The following is a 19,394-nucleotide window of genomic DNA, read 5'->3' as shown; positions in this document are numbered from 1 at the left end:
CGCCAGCCTGTCAGGCGATCAGTTAGCCGTTGCCCTGCGCCTTTCCGCCAGGCGCGAGCGCCCGTACAGGAACACGATGGCCAGCAAGGCCAGCGCCTGCGCCGAAAGCGAGTAGGCGTCAGCATGAATCCCCAGCCAGTCGAACTCGAAGAACGCCACCGGCCGTGTGCCAAGTACCCCGGCCTCTTGCAGTGCCTTCACGCCATGCCCGGCAAACACCACCGACAAGGCACATAGCAGCGCTGCGTTGATGCTGAAGAACAGCGACAGCGGCAGCTTGGCCGAACCACGCAGAATTACCCAGGCCAACCCCACCAGCAGCACAAGCGCCGTGGCACCGCCCGCCAGCACCGCCTGGTGCCCGGCTGGGCCGGCCTGCAGCCACAGGGTTTCGTAGAACAGGATCACTTCGAACAGTTCGCGGTAAACCGAGAAGAACGCCAGCACGGCAAAACCGAAACGTCCGCCACCACTGACCAGGCTGCTCTTGATGTAGTCCTGCCACGCGGCCGCATGGCGGCGGTCGTGCATCCACACGCCAAGCCACAGCACCATCACCGCAGCGAAAAGCGCCGTGCAACCTTCCAGCAGTTCGCGCTGAGCGCCACCAACGTCGATCACATAGGCTGCCAGGGCCCAGGTTGCAAAACCGGCCACCAGTGCCAACCCCCATCCGATGTTGACGCTGCGCACCGCCGACTGCTGGCCGGTATTGCGCAGGAAGGCCAGGATCGCCGCCAGCACCAGAATCGCCTCCAGGCCTTCGCGCAGCAGGATCAGCAAGCCGGATACAAAGCTCAGCGACCAGCTCAGGCCATCGCTGCCGAGCAGTTTGGAAGCCTGCTCGAGCTTGGCCTTGGCTTCGCTCAGGCGTTGCTCGGCCTGGGCCACGGGCATGCCGTCCTGCAGCGACTGACGATAGGCCATCAGCGATTTTTCGGTGTCCTTGCGCGCCTGGGTGTCGATATTGTCCAGCGAGCTTTCCACCAGTTCGAAGCCTTCCAGGTAGGCCGCTACTGACAGGTCATAAGCCTGGTCGTGATCACCTGCGCGGTAGGCCGCCAGGCTCTTGTCCAAGGTGCTCGCGGTGTACTCGAGCAATTGCGCCGGGCCACGTTTGACCTGTGGCGGTTGAGAGCGCTGGGCGCGAAACGCTTCTACGACCGCAGGGCCTTCGTTGGCGGCGACTTCGGCCGGGGTCTGGCGGGCCAAGTCGCCAATGTTCCAGGTCTTGTCGCCTTTGCCGGCTTCTGGCTTGGCGGTGAAGCTGGCGATGTAAGCGGCTACGTCCCAGCGCTGGCGGTCGTCCAACTGGTCGGCAAAGGACGGCATCTCGGTGCCATCGATGCCCAGGGCCAGGGTGTTGTAGAGGTCGAACAGGCTCAACTGGTCGAGGCGGGAGACATCGCGCAGGTTGGCGGGTGCAGGCTCAAGGCCCACGCCGGCCGGGCCATCGCCAGCGCCGGTGTCGCCGTGGCAGATCGAACAGTTTTGCGCGTACAACGAAGCGCCGCGGGCCGGGTCCGGGGTAATCACCGGAGCCTGGCTGACCTCATAGGCCACCGCCAGACGAGCGCCCAATTGGCGGGCCTGTTTGGCGACAGCCGGGCCGTCCTGACGCTGGTCGATGGCGTGGCGCAACGCCTGGATGCCTTGCTCCAGAGCAGCTTGCTCGGCGTTTGCAGGCAAGCTTTTGACCAGCTCGGCCAATACCGCGCTGAACTCTTGCTGCTCGCGGTATTCGCCATCGTCGATGACCTTGCCGTCTTGTACGGTCGGCGGGTAGTCGGCGCCAATGTAGTCCAGCAGGTGCAGGGCCTTGGTGGCCTCGGCGGAGGCTTCGGCCTGCGCCAAGGTGCTGCACAGCGCCAGCACCGGGCCGAGCAATATAACCGGCAGCCAGGCAAGCAGACGGGAACGGGTTTTCATGGCCAGTCTCGAAGGGAATGCGAAAGAGAACATTGTTCACTTCCACTTAGCTTCGCTCAAGGGTGCCGGGCGGATTTCATGAAAAATCTTGCTACAAATCAGATGAAGAGGGGGAATGCGCTGAACCTGTGGGAGATTCTGTCTTGTGTTGCCTGCCCACAGGTATTGCACATGGCTTGAGGGAGATGCGCTCGTGGTGGGAGCTGGCTTGCCGGCGATGAAGGCTGCGCCGATGTCACTGGAAACACCGGGTACCAATTGATTGGTTATTCGCAGATCCATAGCCACTAGCCTGAGGAGCAAACCATCAGGAGACAGGGAACATGGATCGCCCCCACTCAGATCAGTTACGGCTTGGCCGTTTTTCGGAAACCAGTCGATTGTATCTGCTTACCAGCACAACCCTTGACCGGGCCCCAATATTCAATGACTTTCACTCGGCCCGCTTGCTGGTTGCCGAGTTGCGCCAGGCTGAAGAGGAAGGTGCCGTAAGATCGCTGGCCTGGGTGGTGATGCCTGATCACTTTCATTGGCTGGTCGAGCTTGGACCGGGCAACCTGAAGCGCTTGATGCGCAGGGTGAAATCTCGCAGCACCATGATGATCAACAGGTATCAAGGGCGAAGCGGCCAGCTCTGGCAGAAGGGATTTCATGACCGAGCATTGCGCCGGGAGGAGAATGTGCTGGCGGTGGCGCGGTACATTGTCATGAATCCGAAGCGGGCAGGATTGGTCGCGAGGGTGGGGGATTATCCGCATTGGGATGCAATTTGGCTTTGATGGGGCTTTGCCTGTCAGGGCCCTATCGCCGGCAAGCCAGCTCCCACAGAGTACTCATCAGGCCTGTGGCAGGCGCTGACCTGTCTGGGCCTCATCGCCGGCAAGCCACACAGGTAAGTCACAGGACTCGATAGCAGTGGCGTACAAGTGTGGGAGCTGGCTTGCCGGCGATGGGCCGCACAGCGGCCCCGGGGTTTTTAGGGTTATTGAAGAACCTTGTTCATCCCCCGCTCCATATCATCGATCAAGGCCTTGGCCATCTCGCTTAGTATCCGCGCAGCGCTACCGGCAATGCGGTCGTTTTCCATTTCCGCTTCGGTGGTCAGGTGGCGAATACAGCCCAGCAGCACAGATAGCTGCGAGAAAGCATGGCTGAACGGCACATTTGGCTGCAGGCGGAACAAGTCGAAGGTTTCCACACCTGCGGTTGCAGAGTCTCTTGGATCATCGCTCATCGGGTCGCTCTTTGATCGTGGCGGGTTGCATGGGTGCGGTCGCACACGGCATTGATCAGGCGGCAGAGCAATCGAATATTCATGCCCATGGCATTGCGCATGTCGCCGGGAGGGTTGTCGAGCAGGACTGTGGTGGTGTGGTCGATGGTCAGGGTGATGGCGCTGATCAGCTCTTCGCAGTCTTTGGGGCTGAGTGGATCGATTAGTGAGAGTGCGGGAGGATCGAGCAGAAGCAGATCGGTAACTGGTGGATCGGGGACGAGCTTGTTCATGGCGGAACTCCGTATGGGGGATTGAACTGCTCTCCTCCTTGTCTCACGAAGTTGGGTGGCAGTCGTGTACGGTGTGAGACACGGGACATACGGTAACCCCGGCCAGGCCGAAGCTTGTCCGCACACGACCGCCATAAAGCGGTGCTACCGAATGAAATCCGGGTGTCTCACGCCCGATCGCCTTGCGAGGCGACCCCGCGACAGTATTCCGGGAACACTTTCCAGCCAAGACAGCACCTTCCGACAGGTGCTGTAGGATAATTCGACAGGGCGTCCGAACTGAAGCATTTGCTTTCTGGTTCGGAAATGTCTTACAGCTCTAGAACCTAGGCGAGGGCTTTGCCCCCGATCGCCGGCAAGCCAGCTTCCACATGGTCCGTACCAATTTCAAGGCATGCACAAGCCGGCTATCACAGGTGGACCACAGGTCTCAAAAGCGGTGGAGTACCTGTGGGAGCTGGCTTGCCGGCGATTGGGCCTCAAGGCTTGGCGGTGTCCTTCCACCCCCCACCCAACGCCAGGAACACACCAATCTGCCCCTGAGCCACTTGGCTATTGGCCGCTGCCAGCTGCGCGCGCATGTCGGTGTAGGTGCGCGTCGCCTGCAGGTCGGCCAGGAACGATTCACGCCCAGCCTGGTAATAGCGGTGCGTCTGGTCCGCTGCTTCCTTGGCCGATTTCTCAGCCTCGGCCAGCGCGTCACGTCGGTCCAACAGGGCGCTGTACTGCGCCAGGCGGGTCTGGGTCTCGCGAATTGCGTTCAGCACCACTCCATCAAAATTCGCCAGGGCTGCCTGAGTCGAGGCTTCGGCCATGCGAATGCGGGCGCGGGTGCCGTTGGTGGGGATGGTCCAGCTGATCTGCGGGCCGAAGCCCCAGCGGTTGGTCGACGGCTCACCAAGGTTCTCGAGGATACCAATCGTACCAACCTGGGCGCCGATGCTGATGTCAGGGTACAGAGCGCCGGTGGCCACGCCAATGTAGGCGGTGGCGGCGGCCAGCTGCCGTTCGGCCTGGCGCACGTCGGGACGGCGCTTGAGCAGCGCCGCGCCATCGCCAACAGGGACCAGCTGGTTCAGGTGCGGCAGCTCGGCACAATCGGCAGTGCCGGCAGGTAGCTGGCCAACCGGTTTGGCCAACAAAGCGGCCAGGGTGTACAGGCCGGTCTCGCGCTCGGCCTTGAAGCGTGGCAGCTCTGCGCGCAAGGATTTGAACTGGGTCTGCGAGCGGGTGACCTGGGTTTCATCGCCGCGCCCGGCATCACGCAGGCGCTGGTTGAGCTTCACGCTTTGCTCCTGCAGATCGAGCGACTCGCGGGCAATGTGGTATTCCTCGTTGGCCGAGCACACCTGGGTGTAAGCCTTGACCACATCCGCCACCAGGGTGATGCGGGCAGTATCGGCGGCGGCCTGCACTGCGTCGGCATTCGCCTTGGCCGCCTCGGTGCCACGCTTGAAGGTACCCCACAGGTCGAACTGGTACGAGGCACTGATGATAGCCTCGCCGATGTTGGCCACCGGCACTTTCTCTGGCAGCAGGAACGCCTCGCCCGACTCCTGCAGGCGTTGGGCGCCAAGTTTGACGCCACCGTTGAAGCCACCTTGCGACTCAGCCACTTCGACCTGGGCGCGTGCCTTGGCAATATTTGCGGCAGCCACGCGCAGTTCGGTGTTGGCACTCAGCGCCTGGCGCACCAGCTCGTTCAGCCGTTGATCCTGGTACAGCTGCCACCAGTCCTCGGGCACCGGTGCCGACACCACGCTGTCGGCATCCTGGCGCAGCGGGCCGTTGAGGTCGCTGCGTTGCACCGCCGCGTCCTTCGGCAGTTCATAGTCGGGGCCGACCATCATGCAGGCCCCCAACGACAGGCACAGCCCCGCCAGGATCAGCTGTTTCATGGGCGCTGGCCCTCGATGATCGACACCGTGGCGGTTCGCCCGGCAATCATGCGGAAGTCTTGCGGCACCTCATCAAAGGCGATGCGCACCGGAATACGCTGGGCCAGGCGCACCCAGCTGAATGCCGGGTTGACGTTGGGCAACAGGTTGGCACCACTGCTGCGGTCGCGGTCTTCGATGCCGGCGGCGAAGCTTTGCACATGACCACGCAGGCGGGTGTTGTCGCCCATGACACGAATGTCGACGGCATCGCCGATGTGGATACCGCCAAGCTTGGTTTCCTCGAAGTAGCCATCGACGTGGTACGAGGCGCTGTCGACCACCGACAGCACCGGGCGGCCGGCGGTGACGAATTCGTGATTACGCGGTGCTCGGTCGTTCAGGTAACCGTCCACCGGGCTGCGTACCACCGAGCGGTCGAGGTTGAGCTGGGCGGTATCGACGGCCACCTGCGCTTCGCTGACGGCGGAACGGGCACGGGCCTCGCGAGACTGGCTTTCTTCCAGCTGCTCGGCGGCCACCAGGTTGCCCAGCTTGCGGTTGCGCTGCGCTTCGCGGGTAGCCTGGGCCAGGGTTTCCTGGCGTTCGCCGAGGGTCGCCTTGGCCTGGCGCAGGGCCAGGGTGAAACGGTCCTGATCGATGGTGAACAGCACATCGCCGCGCTTGACGGTCTGGTTGTCACGCACCTCGACCTTCTGGATCAGCCCGGAGACGTCCGGGGCGATCTGGATCACGTCGGCGCGGATGTGGCCGTCGCGAGTCCAGGGGGCGAACATGTAATACACCACCATCTGCCACACGAGCACGGCGGCGAAGGTCACTACCAGCAAGGTCAGGACCACACGGCCCAAGGTCAGCAAAGGTTTTTTCATGGCAGCATCAGGTTTCGGCAAAAGTGGTCTACCGCGCCAAGCAGCACGGCATACAGGGCAACGTTGAACAACGCCCGGTGCCAGACCAGGCGGTAGAAATGCAGGCGCACCAGCACCGCGTGCACCCCGAGGAACAGCAGGTAGGTGCCAAACATCATCACCAGCAGCGTGGGCAGGAATACCCCGCTGATATCCAGTTCACCAATCACAGGGGTGCTCCGTCGAGGCCGGGGGGCAGTTGCGGTTGTTCGGCTGGTTCGAGCATCACTTCCACGCCCGGCAGCAGCGCCAGGCGCAGACCGCTAAGTGCGTGCAGCAGGTGGGTACGGGCATCGCCGCGCTCGTACAGCTCATCCAGGTTCAGCGCCAGGCGCGCGCGCTCCATGTTGCGCAGCAGTGCGGCCGGGGCGTGCAGGCGCTCGCCGGCGCGCAGGCAGGCGGCATAGTGCGCGCCGACTTCCTCGACTACCGTGTTCAGGCGCTCGCGAGCCTGCTGCCCGGCACGCGGCATATAGGCCAGCAGGTCGAGCAGGTTCAACCCCACGCGCAGGTCGCGCAGTGCTACGCCGCTGTCCTGGCCGGTTTGCGACAGACGCGGCAGATGCTGCATCAGGCGGTCGAGCATCTGCACGCCGACCTGGCGGTGCTCGGCCAAGGTGGCCGGCTCGGTCATTTCGACGATGTCGCGCCAGGCGAAGCGGGTCATGCGCTTGGCTGCCAGCTCCACGCCGAACGGGCGCATCACCAAGGTCCAGATGAAGGCGAACAGCAGCCCCACGGGGCCGGCGAGGTTGGAATTGAGGAAGGTGAAGAAGTCAGCATCGTAGGCGCCCTGGATGCTGATGAAGGTCGAAGTGTTGACGATGGTCAGCAAGGTACCCAGGTAGAAGCGCGGCTGCACGGTCAGGGTGCCGACGCAGATGAACGGCACGGCGAAGGCCAGCACCAGCATCGGGAAATCGTGCAGGTTGGGCAGCACCAGGAACAGGTACAGGCTGGAGAAAATGACCGACATCAGCGTCCAGAAGAAGAACTTGTAGATCTGCGGTGCCGGGTCGTCCATGGCGGCAAAGAAGCTGCACGACACGGCGGCGAGGATCACGGCGCTTGCGCCGTCGTTCCAGCCCAGACCAATCCACAGGCCGCAGGCGACAATGATCGCCAGCACGGTGGAGGCCACGGAATACAGCATCAGGCCACGGTCGAAGAACGCCGTCAGACGACCCAGGCGCCAGTGGCGGTACACCGCGCGCCAGGGTTTGGAATCGTCGCTGCGCAGGGCATGTTGCAGGCTGCAGCAGTCCTGCCACAGGTCGGCCCATTCGGTCAGGCGATACAGGGCGTTGGACAGCAGCAGTTCGGCACGCTGGTCGAGGGCAGCGGCGCCGGGCTGCAAGCGCTCGATCTGTTCGTGCAGGGCGGCCCAGCGGGCGACGGAGGCGCTGTCGACGGTGCCCTTGAGCCATTCGCGGGCGGCATCGAGCAACGGTTGCAACTGGGCAAACTGTGCCGGGGCGCGGCCTTCGAGGGCGACCAAGGCGTCGTCGAGGGCATCGATCACGGGCAGCAGGTGGATCATCCGCCCGCGCAACTCGCGTGCGTTTTTCAGGGTGTGCGGACCGGCACCTTCATGGCCGAGCTGGCCGATCATCAGCTCCAGCGAGTTGAAGGTGGCGACCATCCCCCCGCGCATGCCGCCAACCTGGTCTGCGCTGGCCTGGCGGGCCAGGTAGGTGTCGCTGTAGCGGATCGCCTCGGTGAACCAGCTACCAGTGGCACCGACTACAACTGGCGCCAGCCGGCGTGGCCAGAAGATCGCTCCGACCACCGCCGCACAGACGATCCCCAGGCAGATTTCCTGGGCGCGGGAAGACGCCACGTCGAACACAGCAAGCGGGTTGTCGACCACCGCCAGGGCAATCATCGGCAAGGTGTAGCCAGCCAGCATCAGCACATAGTTGTTGGCGGTGCGCAGGTTCAGCGAAAGAAACAGCAAGGTGCCGGTCCACAGGGCGATGGCGATGCTCAACAGCAACGGCGACTGCACCAGCGGTGGTACAAGGAAAATCGCCCCGCCAGCGCCGAGCAGTGTGCCTAAGGCACGGTACAGGGCCTTGGAGCTGGTGGGGCCAAGGAACGGGCTGGAGACGATGTACACCGTGGCCATGGCCCAATACGGGCGCGGCAACTGCATGAGCAGGGCGATGTACAGGGCGATCATGGAGGCGGCAAAGGTACGCACGCCATAGAACCAGTCGCGGGCCGGGGGCACCGAGCTGAAGAAACCGTTCATGCTGCCCCGCCTGTGTTGCCCAGGCCGGCGGCTTCGAAGGCACGCAGCACGCGCAAGGCGGCTTCCAGGTCGGCCTGGTCGATGCCATGCAGCACCTCACGGCGCAGGCGCACCAGTTCGGCTTCGATGGATTCGGCCAGGGTGCGGCCTTCGGCGGTCAGGCTCAGGGCCTTGGCGCGGCGATCCAGCGGGTCTTCGCTGCGGCATACCAGGCCAGCCTTGCACAGTTGGTCGAGCAGACGCACCAGCGAAGGGCTTTCCAAGCCGGAGGCCTGGGCCACGGCCACCTGATGCACACCGTCACCCAGGCGCACGATCATCAGCAACGGCGTGGCGCAGGCCTCGGAAATACCGTAACCGGTCAGCGCGGTATGGCAGATGCGCCGCCAATGGCGAGCGGCAACCACCACGCCACTGCTCACTTGCAGGCGCAGGAGATCAAGGGACATGAAAGGAACCAAGGATATTCATAGTTTGCTAACTATCAATATACGCCTGTGCCTCCCCCTGTCGTCAACCGTGGGGATGGATGAATTGTTTTTCATGCTGGGGCTTTTGGTCCGCCTGTGCCGGCTTCTTCGCGGGTAAACCCGCTCCCACAGGTGATGCATACGATTCAAGCCATGCGCGGTACCTGTGGGAGCGGGCGAGCCCGCGAAGGGCCCGGACAAGCAGCAGCGCATTCAGGGCTGTATCTGGTCTTCCAGCTTCATGGTCAAGGCCAATGTGCTGCCCATCTGCACCGCCCGGTCACGCCACTCCTGGTAGCGGCCCTCGTCACGGCTGCTGAAGTGCACCGCCAGCTCTTCTGCCGCCTGCACCACCCCCGCAGCTGCCGCCAGCTCAAGCCAGTACAGCGCGGCCTTTAAATCAGCCTCCACGTACAGCCCGTGCATCAACCGGTAACCCACCTCGAAACGGCAGCGTGCTTCGCCCTGCTCAGCCCCGCGCAGGAACCACTGGTAAGCCTGTATCAGGTCGACTTGCCATTGCAGGCCGCCATCACACACCTCTTCCTCGTACAGGTCACCCAGCGCGGCAGCAGCATGCAACATGCCCCGCTCGAATGCCTGCCGGTAGCACTCCGCCGCCTGTACATAGGAGGGGTCGATACCTTTGCCGAAGTAATGTTGCTGCCCTAGGTTGAACCACGCCGCGGCATTGCCTTGCAGGGCCGCCATGCGCAACAGGTGGCCGGCCAACACGGTGTCAGCACGCCAGTATTTGCCGTTGAGCCAGATCCAGCCAAGGTCGTTGAGCGCCGCCACGTTGCCTTGCAAGGCCTGGCGGCGCAGGTCGACGTACACCGCCTGCAAGTCGCTGGCTTCGTCCAGACGGGTGACAAGCAGCGAACGTTGGCTGGGCAACCCTATCCCGGCAAACAGTCGCTGTCGCCTCCCGACAGCGGCCGGCGGGGCAATGACCCGCTCGGGCAGAAGGCGGGCAAGCAGCGAATGGATATTGCTGGCAGCAGACATGTTCATCCTCATTGAACGACACACAACCCCAACCTTCGGCTGTGATGAGGCGTGATTCTGCGTGACGTAACGTCAAAACCTGTCGCGAACGATTCGGCACCAGGCAACCAAATGCGACTTCCTTGATCTGAGCAGGCTGTGGCCAATTGCCATGACCCACGCCTGCCGCCATCCTATTGCGGCAAGCCTAGACAAGGACGTTATCTTTTGCCGTTCGCCACCACTCGCGCCACCCTCAGTCGGCAGTGGGCGCTGCTGCGCCAGCTGCCCAGCCGTTCCCCAGGCATTACCAGCGCCGAACTGGTCTGGCGCCTGCGTGACGTGGGCTTCACTGTCAGCAAACGCACTGTCGAGCGTGATCTCAACGAGCTGTCGCTGATATTTCCGCTGGAGCGCAATGACAAGAGCATCCCGTTTGGCTGGCACTGGTCGGCGAGCGCAGTGGGCGACTTGCGCGGCAATTTCGACTTGTTGACGCACCTGCGCGGCGATGCGCTGCAACCGGCTCGGGGTGAGGGGGTGGAGTTGGTGGCGCGGATCAGCGATACGCTGGCGCGGCAGTTGCGGGTTGCGCCGTTGAGTAGCGACATGCAGCTGACGGCGTTGGAGCACGGGCATCGGTTGCAGGCCACGGTAAGTGACGGCTGGCCACTGCGCTGGTGGCTGTTGAGCCATGGCGATGGGGTGGTGGTGGAGCAGCCGGGCGGCTTGCGTGAGGAGATCGGCAAGATCCTGAGCAATGCGGCGGCGCAGTACCAGAATTTTTAGCCTGTACCGGCCCTATCGCCGGCAAGCCATCTCCCACAGGTAATGCACAAGCCTTGAAAGCTGTGGCTTTCCTGCGGGAGCTGGCTTGCCGGCGATGAGGCCAGTGCAGGTCAACGCTGCATTCCCCAGCGCCGTACCGTCAGCCGCTCCAGGGTATTGAACACCAGCCCTTCCACCAGCAAGCCGATCAGGATCACCACCGCCAACCCGGCAAACACCTTGTCGGTGTACAGCTCGTTGCGGTTCTGGAAGATGTACCAGCCCAACCCGCCTTTGCCACTGCTGGCCCCGAACACCAACTCGGCAGCGATGAGGGTTCGCCAGGCAAATGCCCAGCCGATCTTCAGCCCCGACAGGATCGACGGCAGCGCCGCAGGTACAAGGATATGCAGCACCAGCCGCAGCCCCTTCAGGCCGTAATTGCGCCCGGCCATGCGCAAGGTTTCCGACACCCCAAGAAAGCCCGCATAGGTATTCAGCGCCAGCGCCCATAGCACCGAGTGCACCAGCACGAAGATCAGGCTGTTGTCGCCCAGCCCGAACCACAGCAGGGCTAGCGGCAACAAGGCAATCGCCGGCAACGGGTTGAACATCGAGGTCAGGGTGCCTAACAGATCGCGCCCAAGCTGGGTCGACACCGCCAGGCTGGTGAGGCCAAAGGCCAGAATGATCCCCAGCAGGTAACCCTTGAGCAGAATCACCAGCGACACGCCAACCTTGGCCGGCAACTCACCGCTGACCATGCCGTCCCACAGCGCCGTGGCCGTCTGCAGGAAGGTCGGTAGCAACAGATCGTTGCCCTGGTAGCGGGCAATGGCCTCCCACAGCACGGCGATCACCAGCAGGATGACCGCCTTGCGCAACCAGCCGTGCTGCCACAGGCGCTGTGCCAGCGGCAGGTTGCGCTCCACAGGCACACTGAGCAAAGGCTCCAGCTGCACCTCGTATTCCTGGCGTACAGGTGTAGTGGTCATGGCTGAAGCTCCTGTCAGTAGGCGATACGGATATCGTTGAAACCAAGATCGTCGGGCTGTTCGGGGGCACCCACCTCATCGAACAGCAAACGATGGATGCGTCGGGCACTGGCCTGGAATTCGCTACCACCCAGGCTGCCCAGGTCGTACTGGTGGCTGTGCACTTCGGCACGCACCCGCCCCGGGTGGGGGGACAACAGCAGGATGCGGTTGCCGACCACCAGAGCCTCTTCGATGGAGTGGGTAACGAACAGCAGGGTAAAACGTACCTCCTCCCACAGCAGCAGCAGTTCTTCCTGCATCTTGCGCCGGGTCAGCGCATCAAGTGCTGCGAACGGTTCGTCCATCAACAGGATCTTCGGCTGCGTGGCCAGGGCACGGGCGATCGCCACGCGCGCCTTCATACCCCCCGACAGGGTGTGCGGGTAAGCATCGGCGAAGGCGGCCAGGCCGACTTTGTCCAGGTAGTGCAGTGCCCGCTCCTCGGCCTCGGCGCGTTTCAGCTGGCCCGACACCAGCAGAGGGAACATGACGTTCTGTTTCACCGTCTTCCATGGCGGCAGCTGGTCGAACTCCTGGAACACCACGATGCGGTCGGGGCCAGGGCCGCTGACTGGCTGACCTTGCAGCAGTATCTGCCCCTCCTGGGGCGAGATGAACCCGGCCACGGCCTTGAGCAAGGTGGACTTGCCGCAGCCGGAAGGGCCGAGCAGCACGAAGCGGTCGGCACGGTCGACTTCGAAGCTGACTTGGTGGGTGGCCCGCACCACGCGTTGCGCGGTGCGGTACTCGAGGCTGAGGTTATCCACCTTGAGCAAAGGTGGCGTTGCGACACGGCTCAGGTTGCTGGCCGTGTGGCCTGGCAATGGGGCGGTCATGATCGGTCAGCTCCCCTGCAGCGGCCGTTCATCCTGGAAGAAGTAGTCCTTCCACGACTCCGGCTTGTGCTTGATGGCGCCTACCCGATAGAGGAAGTCGGCCAGCTTGTAGGTGTTTTTTGGCGTGACCGTGAATTCGTACTGCGGGTTGTCGATCAGCTTGATCAGCGTGTCGCGATCGATCTTCGCCTTGGTCACGCGGATGTAGGTGTCGGCGGCGGCTGCCTTGTCCTTCTGGGCGAAGTCCGCGGCTTCGGCCAGCGCATCGACGAAGGCCTTGTAGGTCTTGGGGTTGTCCTTGCGGAATTTTTCGGTGGCAAACAGCAAGGTCGGCGAGTTGGGGCCGAGCAGGTCGTAGCTGTTGAGCACCACGTGCACGTTCTTGTTGGCCAATACCTGGTCCTGGAACGGCGGGTTGGAGAAGTGCCCGTTAAGTTCGGTGCCGCCGGCCAGCAGCGCGGCAGTGGCATCCGGGTGCGGCACGGCCAAGGTGTACTTGTCGAGGCGGTTGTATTCCTTGTCGCCCCATTGCTGGGCAGCGGCATACTGCAGGAAGCGCGACTGCACCGAAACGCCTACCGCCGGCACGGCGATGCGGTCCTTGTCGGAGAGGTCGGCAATGGTCTTCACGTTGGGGTTGCTGCTGACCAGGTAGTACGGGAAGTTGCCCAGCGAGGCCACGGCCTTGACGTTCTGTCGGCCCTTGGTGCGGTCCCACACGGTCAACAATGGGCCAACACCGGCACCGGCAATGTCCACCGAACCGGACAGCAGTGCATCGTTGATGGCCGAGCCACCCGACAGCTGAGCCCAATCGACTTCGATGTCGATGCCCTGCTCCTTGCCATGTTTTTCGATCAGATGCTGGTCACGCACTACGTTCAGCAGCAGATACACGATGCCGAACTGTTCGGCGATGCGAATCTTGCCTTCTGCTTGCGCCGCGGCGGGGGCCGCCAGGCTGCCTACGACCAGGCTTGCGCCCAAGCCGATGCTTGCCGCCAGGCGGCTGATGGATTTACGCATGGTGGGTTTCCTCAGTCGTCAGAACGGGGCATCGCCCTGGATGGTGGTGCGATACAGCTTGCGTCGCAGATGTGCGGGGCAGCCGGTTGCCAGGTGGATCAGCGAGCGGTTGTCCCAGAACACCAGGTCGTGGGGCTGCCACTGGTGGCGGTAGATGTTCTGCTCCAGCACGCTCAGGGCATACAGCTGTTGCAGCACATCGCGGCTTTCGTCGCTTGGCAGGCCGACGATACGAGTGGTGAAGCCTTCGCTGACGAACAGCGCCTTGCGGCCGTTCTCCGGGTGGGTACGCACCACCGGGTGGATGACTTCCTGTACCTGCGCCAGCTGCTCGGCGGTCAGGGTCGGGCGCCAGTTGCCTTCGAATTTGGTCTCGGCATAGCGGGCGGTGTAGGAGTGCGCAGCATCACGGCCCTCGATCACCTTGCGCAGGGCTGCAGGTACGGCGTCCCAGGCCTTGTGCATGTCGGCAAACAGAGTATCGCCGCCCTCGTCGGGCAGTTCCTGGGCATGCAGCATGGAGCCGAGGCTGGGCAGTTCCTTGTATGACAGGTCCGAATGCCAGAACTTGCCGGCATCACCCAGGCCGATGTTCTGGCCGTTTTCAATGATGTTGGAAACGATCAGGATCTCGGGGTGGCCGGCGAGCAGGAACTGCTTGAGCACATGGATCTGCAATGGGCCAAAACGGCGGCTGAAGGCGATTTGCTGGTCGGGGCTGATGCGCTGGTCGCGGAACACCAGCACATGGTGATCGAGGTGGGCGCGATGGATACGGGCGAAATCCTCGGCGTTGACCGGTCTGGCCAAGTCCAGGCCGATGATCTCGGCGCCTACGGCACCGGAGAAGGGGCGGATTTCGAAGTGTTGCGGCTGGGCGCTGTCGGTGATCGACAAGGCGTTCGAGGCGGCTGACATTATTCACTCCCACGCAGTGCGCGACTTCAACGGCGCGCAACGATCAGAAACGCACGGGGATTTCCCGTGTGGGTTCAAGTCGTGCGGCGCATCGATTGGTCGACGGGTACGCAGTGGAGGCGACTATATAGTCATAAGAAAATTATTTTAAATACCGATAAAGAATAACCATAGCACTGCTGTCACGGGCAGTACGAATCAGATCAACCCGCTCTGCTCTTCTTCATCGATGAGGTTGTTCAGGCTGCTGAGCGCCTTGCGCGCTTTAGAACGGTTGAGCAGCTTGGCCTGCGCACCAGCGGGCAGGTCGGTGATCTTGAACACACCCTTGGCGGTCAGCACATCGATCAGGTCCTCGAGCACGCGGATCATGTCGAGGTCGCTTTGCTTGAGCTGGTTGAGGCTGTTTTCCACATCGTCATTGGCAAACCATTCCTGGATATCGGCATGGTCGGCGGGGAGTATTTCGGTGAACTCGTCAAAAGCGGCTGCTTCTACCCGCAGCAACTGGCCAGCGTCGTCGCGTTGCACGTAGAACATGGCAGTGTCCCTCGTCACATTGGTTCCTTGGTGGTAGACAGCAGCATAGGCAAAGATCACCGGGCACGCAGGCCCGGCGCCAGAGTATGCGCTGTCGCAGGATGTCAGGAAAGTGCCATGGCCGCTGAGCGGCCAATCGCTGGCTTGCCGGCGATCGGGCTGCAGAGCAGCCCGCTAGCGCATCAGCAATCAGCTGTCCTTGTTGTGGATGATGATGGTCGGGTCAGCACCGCTGATCAACGAGTTGATTGTGGTGTTGGACCAGTTCACCCCTTCCAGCTTGATGGTCACGTCGGCGTTGGCGATACCACCGGCGGCGTTGAGCTTGCCTTCGCTGCTGACCTGCAGCGTCGTCGTGCCTTCCACCGTGGTGAGCTTCAGGTAGTTGTCGATGGTGCTGCCCTTCTCTCCCTGGAGCAGGTCCTTCAGGTCGATACGGTCGCCTTCGGCCACCTTGAAGTCTTTGATCACGTCTTTGCCGGTATCGCCAGCCTTCCATACGAAGGTGTCGGCACCGCTGCCACCGGTCATGGTGTCATCGCCCTTGCCGCCAAGCAGGATGTCATTGCCTTCACCGCCGAGCAGAGTGTCCTTGCCCAGGCCACCGATCAGGATGTCATTGCCCTTGCCACCGTCGAGAGTGTCGTCGCCGCCTTGGCCGAACAGAAGATCATTGCCCGCGCCACCGTTGAGAATGTCGTTGCCATCGTTACTGCGCGAGACATCGAATTCGCTTACATGCTCGACGATGTACTTGTGCAGCACGCGACCGTCGACATCACCCAGGGCCACACCCAGCTGGCCTGCGACATATCCCTGTATGGCTTCGACACCGTTGCCGGCGACCGAACCGAAGCTCACCAGGTCACCGAAGATGATGTCGTTGCCGTCACCACCGTTGACGGTGTCATTGCCTGGCACGGTGGCTTCGGTGTGGCCCAGGATCGCTTCCGCCAGTTTGCTCGGGTCGATATTGGTCTGCGGCTTGCTATCGGTGTCGTAAGGCTTCAGGTCGTTGAAGTTGACCGCGCTGTTGAGGCCAATGGCCTCCACGCCAGACAGCTTGGACAACAATAGGAAGCTCTGCTGGGAATTGAGGTCCGCATAGTAGTCGGTCCAGCGGTCGGAAGTGGCGTAGGAAAACTCATAAGTACCATCTCCCTGAGCATGCAACTGTCCGCTTGCATAACTGTCGGTTTTCCAGTTGTTGCCGCTTCCGGTTTTGTACTCGGCGGTCATGTTGCCAGCGGCGTCGATGCTGAATCGGTTGTTGTTCCCCACGAGCTTGTTAGTGACCACATCACCCAATTTGTAGTTGATCGACTTCAGCACAGCATCCAGCGTGTAGCTTGAGTTCATGAGCGTGGGGTCATACTCGCCGGTCTGGTACACGTTCGGCTGGCCGTCGGTGATGAAGAACGTCTGGCGGCTGCCGGTGTTGCCCGCGTCCATCAATTGCTTGAACCAGTTGGCGGTGGTCTTGAAGGCATCCTCGTAGTTGGTCGAGCCGCTGGAATAAAGCGTATTGAGCGCAGTGTAGAGCGAGCTCAGCGCGTTCTTGTCGCCCAGGTTGACCGAAACCGTACTGTTCACTTGGGTGGAGAAGTCCACCAGCAGGATGTTCACTGTGCCGGACTGTGCGCCCTTGACGCTGTTGGCCAAGGTATCGAACACCGACTTCAGCGAGTTGCGCGCGGCATCGACAGCGCTGCCCATGCTGCCTGAGGTATCGACGATGAACGCAATGTTGTAGTCCTGGCCCGGCGTCACGTGCAAGCCACTGATGTCGGCAACGATGATGTCGCTGGTGGCGGTGCCGGTGAAACTGTCGCTGTCGGTGGTCAGGTTGCTGGCGGTGTAGGTGTCCGGATAAACGGTTACCTTGATCGTACCTTCGGTGGAGGCTTTGCTGCCGCCCACGCTTTCGGTAGCGGTCGAGGTGACCTTCACATCGAAACTGCCCTGGTAGTACGCCGGTGGCTTGATGCTCAGGCCGTTGAGGTTCCAGCCGGTGACGTCAACCGAAGTGGCGCCGACGGTTACGGTATGGCCGGCGCCATCGCTGATCACCGAACCTGCCGGAATGCCGTCCAGCTTGACGCTCAGGCTCTCGGAGCCATCGGTGTCGGTCAGGTTGGTGGAAATGCCAACCAGCTTGACGGTGCCGTTCTCCGGCCCTTCGTTGAGCTTGTAGCCGTCGTAGTAACCTTGGCCGTCACTGCCATGGAAATCGGATACGGAAAGCCCGGCGTTACCCATCGCCGCAACGTTCGGGTACATCGGGATGGCCGAGCTGCTCAGGTCGGTCACGGAGCCGTTGCCGACCTTGACGTTGATATCCAGGCTGCCCGGGCCGGACTGGTTGGCATGGTAGATCTCGAGGGTGTAGTAGCCGCTGACAGGCGGCGAGAAGCTGCCGGAGATCGTACCGCCCGCCCCCCAAGTGGCGCCGACCACGCTGGTTTTGCCGATGTAGACCTGCAGGCTGTCATCGGCTGTGCCGCTGAAGGTGTAGGTCTGGCCGGCTTCCAGGTAGATAAGGCCGGAGGTCTTGGAGCCAGTTCCGGCGGCAACGCTGCCGCCCGAGTCGGCGCTGACAACCTGCTCGGTCTTGCTGGCACTGCCAGAGTTGGCGAACACGTTCTTCAGCGCAGTACCGCTAATGCCGTTGCCGTTGGTGCCCAGGCCCGTGAGGCTGTTCCAGGTTTCCTTGGTCAGGCCAAGCGAATCTGGGGTATTGCTGCCGATGTTCAGGCCAGGCTTGTCGGCTACAGGCGTGATATCGACCTTCAGCGTGGCCTCGTTACCAGCAGCGGTACCGTCGGTAGGCTTGTACTTGATCTGGGCATAGTCGGCCTGCTTGTTGCCGACGCCCGTTCCGCCATATCCGTCGATACCCGACTCGTTGGGTTTCGGCACGAACCGCAGGTTGCCGCCAGCGATGTCGGCCTGGCTGACGGTCTGGTTCTGGGCGACGTTGACCCAGGCGGTGCCGTTGAACAGCTGCAGGGAACCTGCTGGCAGCTGGGTGAAGGTCACACCCAGGCTCGACAGGGCACTGTCGACGTCGGAAATGTTGAAGTCCTTCCAGGTCAGCACCAGCGGCGTGTCTTCGACGCCAGTGACGACGCCGCCGGCGGCAACCGGTGCGTCGTTGACTGCGATCACATTCACCGTGGTCGTGGCGGTGTTCGAGGTATTCACGCCGTCGGTCACCGTCACGGTGATGATGCGAGGCGTGGTGCTCGGGTTCTCGCTGCTGTTTATGAAGGTGATGTTCTTGATCGCCTGGATATAGTCGGCCAGCGATGCAGCGCCGCTCAGAGTCAGGACTACCTTGCCGTCGGTACTGTTGGCGTTGATCGTGATGCCGTTGACACTGTTACCCAGGTTCAGCGCGTCACCCGGCTGGCGGTTGGTCAGGGTGACCGTCGCGCCAGTCAGCTTCGAGCTGTCGAAGTCGGTGATGGTGACGTCCACATCACCGATCGACACACCACTGCCCGGCTGGTTCTCGGTGAAGGTGGTCTGGTAGTCGGCACCGGTCTTGCCGCTGGAGTCGTTGCCATCCAGGTCCAGAACCGGGGCCGGCTCGAAGATCTGGGTGGTCACGCTGCCGGCGCTGGAGCTGATGTCGAGCTTCTCGAAGTTGCCACCGGTGGCCGAATCGATCTTGACCGTGAAGTGCTCGGTGCCCTCGGTGACGCTGTCCTTGAAGGTCGGGATGGTGAACGTTGCCTGCGTGCTGTTGGCCTTGATTACCACGGTGGCCACGCCGGTGTAGTCAGTGCCATCGGCCGCGGTGCCGGTGTAGGTCAGTTTGACGGTGACGTCGGTCTCGGCCTTGTTGGTCAGGTTCAGCACGTACGTGGCATCGCCACCTTCAGCAACCGCGGCGGTGCCGCTGATGCTCAGGGTGGTGGTCTGGATGGTATCCGTCACCGCAGTGACCGCCGCCGTATCGCTGACGTTCAGTTTCTCGAAGTTGCCACCGCTGGTTTCGGTGATCTTCGCCGAAACGTTGCCTGCATCGATATAGACGTCATCGGTCGGCGCCGGAACGGTAACGCTACCGGAGAGCTTGCCCGCTTCGATGCTGATGACGGCACCATTGCTGAGCTTGATGGTCATGTCGGTGCCGGCCTTGTTGGTCAAGGCGGCGGTGTAGGTGATCTGGCCACCTTCCTGGACGGTAGGAGTGGCAGTCAGGGTCAGACCGGTGCTATCGAGGGTGTCGGTAACTTTGGTCACAGCTGCAGTGCTGCTGACGTTCAGCTTCTCGAAGTCACCACCGGTGGTGCCGGTAACGGTCAC

Annotated in this window: 17 protein-coding genes; 2 read left to right on the top strand and 15 right to left on the bottom strand. The window is 62.3% G+C overall.

Annotated features, from left to right (window positions below; all coding sequences use genetic code 11):
* Positions 1-18 precede the first annotated feature (18 nt).
* Complete coding sequence (locus ACK1U9_RS17760; RefSeq protein WP_196188544.1) at positions 19-1,962, bottom strand: FTR1 family protein; 1,944 nt, start codon at positions 1,960-1,962, stop codon at positions 19-21.
* Positions 1,963-2,252: 290 nt separating this feature from the next.
* On the opposite strand from ACK1U9_RS17760, the gene ACK1U9_RS17755 reads away from it, so the two are divergent.
* Positions 2,253-2,708: an REP-associated tyrosine transposase gene (locus ACK1U9_RS17755; protein ID WP_135002995.1), complete on the top strand. Its 456-nt coding sequence runs from the start codon at positions 2,253-2,255 to the stop codon at positions 2,706-2,708.
* A gap of 203 nt (positions 2,709-2,911) precedes the next feature.
* Here ACK1U9_RS17755 and ACK1U9_RS17750 read toward each other — a convergent pair whose 3' ends face one another.
* From ACK1U9_RS17750 to ACK1U9_RS17715, 8 genes are all read right to left on the bottom strand, one after another.
* Positions 2,912-3,163 (bottom strand): DUF3077 domain-containing protein, encoded by a 252-nt coding sequence (locus ACK1U9_RS17750; protein ID WP_023662451.1) that lies wholly within the window; start codon positions 3,161-3,163, stop codon positions 2,912-2,914.
* A complete protein-coding gene (locus ACK1U9_RS17745; RefSeq protein ID WP_449110068.1) occupies positions 3,160-3,435 on the bottom strand; it encodes a hypothetical protein in 276 nt (91 codons plus the stop codon). Before ACK1U9_RS17745 ends, ACK1U9_RS17750 begins: the two co-directional genes overlap by 4 nt.
* 479 nt (positions 3,436-3,914) lie before the next feature.
* On the bottom strand, positions 3,915-5,333 hold the full coding sequence (locus ACK1U9_RS17740) for an efflux transporter outer membrane subunit (RefSeq protein WP_108481343.1): 1,419 nt from the start codon (positions 5,331-5,333) through the stop codon (positions 3,915-3,917).
* Positions 5,330-6,205: an efflux RND transporter periplasmic adaptor subunit gene (locus tag ACK1U9_RS17735; RefSeq protein ID WP_039614279.1), complete on the bottom strand. Its 876-nt coding sequence runs from the start codon at positions 6,203-6,205 to the stop codon at positions 5,330-5,332. The genes ACK1U9_RS17740 and ACK1U9_RS17735 overlap by 4 nt, the downstream gene beginning before the upstream one ends.
* A complete protein-coding gene (locus tag ACK1U9_RS17730) occupies positions 6,202-6,414 on the bottom strand; it encodes a DUF1656 domain-containing protein (protein ID WP_003255905.1) in 213 nt (70 codons plus the stop codon). Before ACK1U9_RS17730 ends, ACK1U9_RS17735 begins: the two co-directional genes overlap by 4 nt.
* The gene (locus ACK1U9_RS17725; RefSeq protein WP_153671311.1) at positions 6,411-8,498 is read right to left on the bottom strand and encodes an FUSC family protein; all 2,088 of its coding nucleotides are present in this window, start codon (positions 8,496-8,498) and stop codon (positions 6,411-6,413) included. The genes ACK1U9_RS17730 and ACK1U9_RS17725 overlap by 4 nt, the downstream gene beginning before the upstream one ends.
* The gene (locus tag ACK1U9_RS17720; protein WP_135002990.1) at positions 8,495-8,947 is read right to left on the bottom strand and encodes a MarR family winged helix-turn-helix transcriptional regulator; all 453 of its coding nucleotides are present in this window, start codon (positions 8,945-8,947) and stop codon (positions 8,495-8,497) included. Before ACK1U9_RS17720 ends, ACK1U9_RS17725 begins: the two co-directional genes overlap by 4 nt.
* 234 nt (positions 8,948-9,181) lie before the next feature.
* Positions 9,182-9,976 (bottom strand): tetratricopeptide repeat protein, encoded by a 795-nt coding sequence (locus tag ACK1U9_RS17715; protein ID WP_046616440.1) that lies wholly within the window; start codon positions 9,974-9,976, stop codon positions 9,182-9,184.
* Between the two features lie 207 nt (positions 9,977-10,183).
* Between ACK1U9_RS17715 and ACK1U9_RS17710 the strand changes: the two genes are divergently transcribed.
* Complete coding sequence (locus tag ACK1U9_RS17710; protein WP_025337264.1) at positions 10,184-10,744, top strand: WYL domain-containing protein; 561 nt, start codon at positions 10,184-10,186, stop codon at positions 10,742-10,744.
* Between the two features lie 110 nt (positions 10,745-10,854).
* Here ACK1U9_RS17710 and ACK1U9_RS17705 read toward each other — a convergent pair whose 3' ends face one another.
* The 6 genes from ACK1U9_RS17705 to ACK1U9_RS17680 all read right to left on the bottom strand — a co-directional run.
* The gene (locus tag ACK1U9_RS17705) at positions 10,855-11,718 is read right to left on the bottom strand and encodes an ABC transporter permease (RefSeq protein WP_015268522.1); all 864 of its coding nucleotides are present in this window, start codon (positions 11,716-11,718) and stop codon (positions 10,855-10,857) included.
* Positions 11,719-11,732: 14 nt separating this feature from the next.
* Positions 11,733-12,596 (bottom strand): ABC transporter ATP-binding protein, encoded by an 864-nt coding sequence (locus ACK1U9_RS17700; RefSeq protein ID WP_135002988.1) that lies wholly within the window; start codon positions 12,594-12,596, stop codon positions 11,733-11,735.
* 6 nt (positions 12,597-12,602) lie between these two features.
* A complete protein-coding gene (locus ACK1U9_RS17695) occupies positions 12,603-13,622 on the bottom strand; it encodes an ABC transporter substrate-binding protein (RefSeq protein ID WP_025337262.1) in 1,020 nt (339 codons plus the stop codon).
* Between the two features lie 18 nt (positions 13,623-13,640).
* The gene (locus ACK1U9_RS17690) at positions 13,641-14,540 is read right to left on the bottom strand and encodes a TauD/TfdA dioxygenase family protein (protein WP_135002987.1); all 900 of its coding nucleotides are present in this window, start codon (positions 14,538-14,540) and stop codon (positions 13,641-13,643) included.
* Between the two features lie 198 nt (positions 14,541-14,738).
* Entirely contained in the window at positions 14,739-15,080 is a 342-nt protein-coding gene (locus ACK1U9_RS17685; protein ID WP_046616445.1) for a hypothetical protein, read from the bottom strand.
* 189 nt (positions 15,081-15,269) lie between these two features.
* On the bottom strand, positions 15,270-19,394 hold a 4,125-nt coding region (locus tag ACK1U9_RS17680; protein WP_449110067.1), incomplete at its 5' end, for an immunoglobulin-like domain-containing protein.

The sequence above is a fragment of the Pseudomonas sp. XP1 genome (genome assembly GCF_053557675.1).
This window is presented reverse-complemented; position numbering and strand designations above follow the sequence as displayed.

What these genes read in the sequence shown, in the direction of transcription:
- ACK1U9_RS17745 (WP_449110068.1), bottom strand. Translation starts at nt 3,435, where the DNA reads ATGAACAAGCTCGTCCCCGATCCACCAGTTACCGATCTGCTTCTGCTC.
- ACK1U9_RS17760 (WP_196188544.1), bottom strand. Translation starts at nt 1,962, where the DNA reads ATGTTCTCTTTCGCATTCCCTTCGAGACTGGCCATGAAAACCCGTTCC.
- ACK1U9_RS17735 (WP_039614279.1), bottom strand. Translation starts at nt 6,205, where the DNA reads ATGAAAAAACCTTTGCTGACCTTGGGCCGTGTGGTCCTGACCTTGCTG.
- ACK1U9_RS17755 (WP_135002995.1), top strand. Translation starts at nt 2,253, where the DNA reads ATGGATCGCCCCCACTCAGATCAGTTACGGCTTGGCCGTTTTTCGGAA.
- ACK1U9_RS17685 (WP_046616445.1), bottom strand. Translation starts at nt 15,080, where the DNA reads ATGTTCTACGTGCAACGCGACGACGCTGGCCAGTTGCTGCGGGTAGAA.
- ACK1U9_RS17695 (WP_025337262.1), bottom strand. Translation starts at nt 13,622, where the DNA reads ATGCGTAAATCCATCAGCCGCCTGGCGGCAAGCATCGGCTTGGGCGCA.
- ACK1U9_RS17700 (WP_135002988.1), bottom strand. Translation starts at nt 12,596, where the DNA reads ATGACCGCCCCATTGCCAGGCCACACGGCCAGCAACCTGAGCCGTGTC.
- ACK1U9_RS17720 (WP_135002990.1), bottom strand. Translation starts at nt 8,947, where the DNA reads ATGTCCCTTGATCTCCTGCGCCTGCAAGTGAGCAGTGGCGTGGTGGTT.
- ACK1U9_RS17715 (WP_046616440.1), bottom strand. Translation starts at nt 9,976, where the DNA reads ATGTCTGCTGCCAGCAATATCCATTCGCTGCTTGCCCGCCTTCTGCCC.
- ACK1U9_RS17725 (WP_153671311.1), bottom strand. Translation starts at nt 8,498, where the DNA reads ATGAACGGTTTCTTCAGCTCGGTGCCCCCGGCCCGCGACTGGTTCTAT.
- ACK1U9_RS17690 (WP_135002987.1), bottom strand. Translation starts at nt 14,540, where the DNA reads ATGTCAGCCGCCTCGAACGCCTTGTCGATCACCGACAGCGCCCAGCCG.
- ACK1U9_RS17740 (WP_108481343.1), bottom strand. Translation starts at nt 5,333, where the DNA reads ATGAAACAGCTGATCCTGGCGGGGCTGTGCCTGTCGTTGGGGGCCTGC.
- ACK1U9_RS17750 (WP_023662451.1), bottom strand. Translation starts at nt 3,163, where the DNA reads ATGAGCGATGATCCAAGAGACTCTGCAACCGCAGGTGTGGAAACCTTC.
- ACK1U9_RS17705 (WP_015268522.1), bottom strand. Translation starts at nt 11,718, where the DNA reads ATGACCACTACACCTGTACGCCAGGAATACGAGGTGCAGCTGGAGCCT.